The sequence below is a fragment of the Trebonia sp. genome (genome assembly GCF_049794275.1).
Classification (GTDB): Bacteria; Actinomycetota; Actinomycetes; order Streptosporangiales; family Streptosporangiaceae; genus Trebonia.
Genome location: NZ_JBARCR010000534.1, coordinates 1 through 3,641 on the forward strand (window position 1 = coordinate 1; position 3,641 = coordinate 3,641).

A 3,641-nucleotide genomic window follows, 5' to 3' on the forward strand; every position below is an offset into this window, starting at 1 on the left:
TCCTCGTACAGCTGGGTGGTCTCTGGCAACGGCCGGACCGCGAGGTCCCGGTCGAGCACGTGCACCAGCGACCGGTACTGCCGCATGGCGGCGGACCGCTGCCCCGTCCACTCATACAGCCTGATCATCGCCTGGTAGGCGGGCTCGTGCAGCTGGTCGAGCTGCAGCCAGCGGCGGGCGTGCCCGATCGCGCGCTCCAGCTCGCCGGCCGCGACGCAGGCGGCGACCAGCCGCTGCAGGCCCCTGGCGAGCAGCTGCTTCAGCTCCTCCCGCACCGACGCCTGCCAGTCCTCGAAGTCCGGGCAGTCGCGCACGGTGAAGCCTGCGAGGAAGTCGTCCCGGTACAGGCCGACGCCGCGCTCCAGCGCGGCGGCGTCCTTGCGGGTCAGCAGGGTCTCGAACTCGCGCACGTCGACGTCGACCGCCGCGGGCACCAGCCCGACGGTCGTTCGCGTGATCGCGAGCGCCGGCCCCACGGCCGCGGCCGCCACCGACAGGGTGCGCCTGAGCGACCCGCGCGCCTTGGCCTCGTCGGCGTCCGGCCACAGCAGGTCGGCGACCTGTTCCCTGGTGTGCTCGCGGCCGGTGACCGCGAGCAGCGCGAGCAGCGCGATGGCTTTCCTGGTGTCGAACGTAACCTGCGCGCCCGCACGCTTGACCACCGGCGGCCCGAGCAAGGCCAGGCTCAACTCGTTCATGCGTTCCCCCCACCCACGGACCGCATTATCACCGTAACGGTAATTCGTGAAAGTCACTCACACAGGCACGCTTTCCGTAACGATCCCGTACCGCCTTGTTTCTACGCTGAGCACGTCGGAATTCGCCACGATCCGGAGAATCATATGCCGCAGCGCACGGAGGGACAGCGGGCCAGCGAGACAGCGCAGGAGCCCCAGGGAGCCACTGCGCCGGATGCCGCCTGGCAGGCCTCTGCTGGCGAGACTGCAGAAACGAGCGGAGCGGACTGGGACGGCAGCCGCGCCGCCGACGATGGCAGTACCGCGGACCACGGCGGCCGGGGCGGGACGCCAGGGGAAGGCGCGGAACGAGGGGAGCGGACCGGCCGGCCGCGGGTGCGCGGGCTACTGCACCGCAGGTCGCAGGCCGGGACGCCCGGTGAGGCGCCGGCGCCGCAGGTGGTGCCGACCGGGATCGACCTGGACCTGGCCGCGAACGATCCGCTGGTGGGCTACCTGCTCAGCGCGGCCGGCGCGGTCGACATCACCAACTTGCGGCTCGCCTCTCCGGCGCTGAAGGCACTGCAGGCTGCCGGGGTCGTGCTTGTCGTCCCGCTGATCTCGTCGGGCAGCCTGGTAGGCCTGCTCAGCCTGGGCCCGCGCATGTCGGAACGCGGTTACTCCTCCGACGACCTGCGGCTGCTCAACTCGCTGGCCGGCTACGCCGCCCCCGCGATGCGGGTCGGCCAGCTGGTGCGCCAGCAGGAGGCCGAGGCCAGGAACCGCGAGCGCATCGAGCAGGAACTGAAGGTCGCGCAGCTCATCCAGCAGCAGTTCCTGCCGAAGAGCCTGCCCGAGCTGCCGTCCTGGCACGTGGCCGCGTTCTACCGGCCGGCCAGGACGGTCGGCGGAGACTTCTACGACTTCATCGAGCTGCCGGACGGCCGGGTCATGTTCGTCGTCGGCGACGTGACCGACAAGGGCGTGCCGGCCGCGCTTGTCATGGCGAGCACGCACGCGCTGCTCAGGGACGCGGCCCCCCGGCTGATCTCCCCTGGCGCGGTGCTCGGTCACGTCAACGACATGCTGTGCGCGGACATCCCCGCGCACATGTTCGTCACCTGCCTGGCCCTGGTGCTCGATCCGGTCAGCGGCGCGGCGGTGTTCGCCAACGCGGGACACGACGTCCCCTACGTGCGGACCCGCGACGGCGTGGCCGAGCTGCGGGCCCGCGGCATGCCGCTCGGGCTGATGCAGGGCAGTTCGTACGAGGAGAAGGCCTTCCAGTTCGAGCCAGGCGACTGCGCGCTGCTGCACAGCGACGGCCTGGCGGAAGCCCACGCGCCCGACCGGGAGATGTTCGGCTTCCCGCGCGTCTCGGCGCTGGTCGGCAAGGGGGCTTCGGGTGAGTCGCTCATCGACCTGTGCCTGACCGAGCTTCGCGGCTTCACGGGAACCGATTACGAACAGGAAGACGACATCACCCTGGTATCACTCCAGCGCTCGCCGTCGGCGTGGCCCCGCGCCGTTAGCGAAGGAGGCGATTCATGACATCAATAGCCCAGCCCGCGCCCCGGCGGCTGGATGCGTTCGCTGTCGCCAGCGAACCAGGCAACGAGCGCCTCGCGATCAGCCGGGTGGCCGAGACCGCCTCTTCGGCCGGCATCTCCGCCGGGCGGCTCGAACGTCTCAAGACCGCGGTCGCCGAGGCCACCATGAACGCGATCGAGCACGGCAACAAGAACCAGGCGGAGATCCCCGTCGACGTGGAAATCATCCAGACCGGCGACGAGATCACCGTGGCGATCAGCGACCAGGGCGGCGCCCCGACCCAGGATCCGGCGGCCGATGCGGAGGAGCCGGACCTGGTCAAGAAGCTGGCGGGCGCGCAGCGCCCGCGCGGCTGGGGGCTGTTCCTCATCCGCAACATGGTCGACGCGATGGAAGTCACAATCGATGGCCAGCGGCACACCGTGTGGCTGACCATGCGAACCAGCGCACCTGAAGGAGCTGAACATGACGAGCAGGTGTGAGGCCACGACCCGGACGATGCCGGGCGCGGCGGTCATCGAACTGACAGGCGAGGTCGACGGGACCGCCGCCGATGTCCTGACGGCGGCCTATCAGGCCGCCGTGACGGGCACCGATGTGGGCATCGTCGTGCTCGACTTCGCCTCGGTCGTCTACATCAACTCCACCGGCATCGCGCTGATCGTGAGCATCCTTGCCCGCGCCAGGGCCGAACGCAGGAAGGTCGTCGCCAGCGGCCTGTCCGCGCACTACCGCGAGATCTTCGATATCACCAGGCTGTCGGATTTCATCGAGCTCTTTCCCGATCTCGATCACGCCGTCAGCCAGCTAACAGGACCTGCTGCCTGACGGGACCGACGGCGGCACGGAATTCACCGCACATCACTGCATGGGACCAAGGGACCACTGTAAGGGGAGAGACAGATGAGCGTTCCCGCACTCTCGATGGACGTTCGCCGGGTGGGCGAAAGCATTGCCATCGTCGATATCAAGGGCGACGTGACCGCCGCGTGCGAGCCGGTGCTGATGTCGGCCTACGAGGCCGCCGGCGGCGCGTCAGCGAGCAAGCTGGTGCTGAACTTCGCGGGACTCGAGTACATGAACAGCGGCGGCATCGGCATGCTCGTGACCCTGCTCGTCCGCGCGAACCGGCAGCGCCAGGAGCTCGCCGCCTTCGGGCTGAGCGACCACTACCGGGAGATCTTCGAGCTGACCAGGCTCGACGAGGCAATCACCATCTACGACAGCGAGGAATCGGCGCTCGTCGGCGCCGCGAAGTAAGGATCGAGGGGCCGTCATGACTGAACTAGCAGGCCCGGAAGGCGCCGCGTCGGCGGAGCAGATCGGACTCAGCCACCGTGAGGCCGCGGCGTCGCCGCCCGGCCACGCGCCGTCGCACGGCACCACGGCGCCGCGGGACGCGCAGAGCTGGGC

The 3,641-nt window shown here is 69.7% G+C and carries 5 protein-coding genes; 4 read left to right on the forward strand and 1 reads right to left on the reverse strand.

What is annotated here, in order from left to right; translation table 11 throughout:
- On the reverse strand, nt 1–698 hold a 698-nt coding region (locus tag WA805_RS14710), incomplete at its 3' end, for an AfsR/SARP family transcriptional regulator (RefSeq protein ID WP_425242599.1).
- 144 nt (nt 699–842) lie between these two features.
- On the opposite strand from WA805_RS14710, the gene WA805_RS14715 reads away from it, so the two are divergent.
- The 4 genes from WA805_RS14715 (at nt 843) to WA805_RS14730 (ending at nt 3,488) form a co-directional block, all read left to right on the forward strand.
- Entirely contained in the window at nt 843–2,228 is a 1,386-nt protein-coding gene (locus tag WA805_RS14715) for a PP2C family protein-serine/threonine phosphatase (RefSeq protein WP_422278845.1), read from the forward strand.
- Nucleotides 2,225–2,710, forward strand: coding sequence for an ATP-binding protein (locus WA805_RS14720; protein WP_422278847.1), 486 nt, complete (start codon nt 2,225–2,227; stop codon nt 2,708–2,710). Before WA805_RS14715 ends, WA805_RS14720 begins: the two co-directional genes overlap by 4 nt.
- Nucleotides 2,694–3,056: an STAS domain-containing protein gene (locus tag WA805_RS14725; protein WP_422278849.1), complete on the forward strand. Its 363-nt coding sequence runs from the start codon at nt 2,694–2,696 to the stop codon at nt 3,054–3,056. Before WA805_RS14720 ends, WA805_RS14725 begins: the two co-directional genes overlap by 17 nt.
- Before the next feature lie 75 nt (nt 3,057–3,131).
- Entirely contained in the window at nt 3,132–3,488 is a 357-nt protein-coding gene (locus WA805_RS14730; protein ID WP_422278851.1) for an STAS domain-containing protein, read from the forward strand.
- The last annotated feature ends 153 nt before the right edge of the window (nt 3,489–3,641 follow it).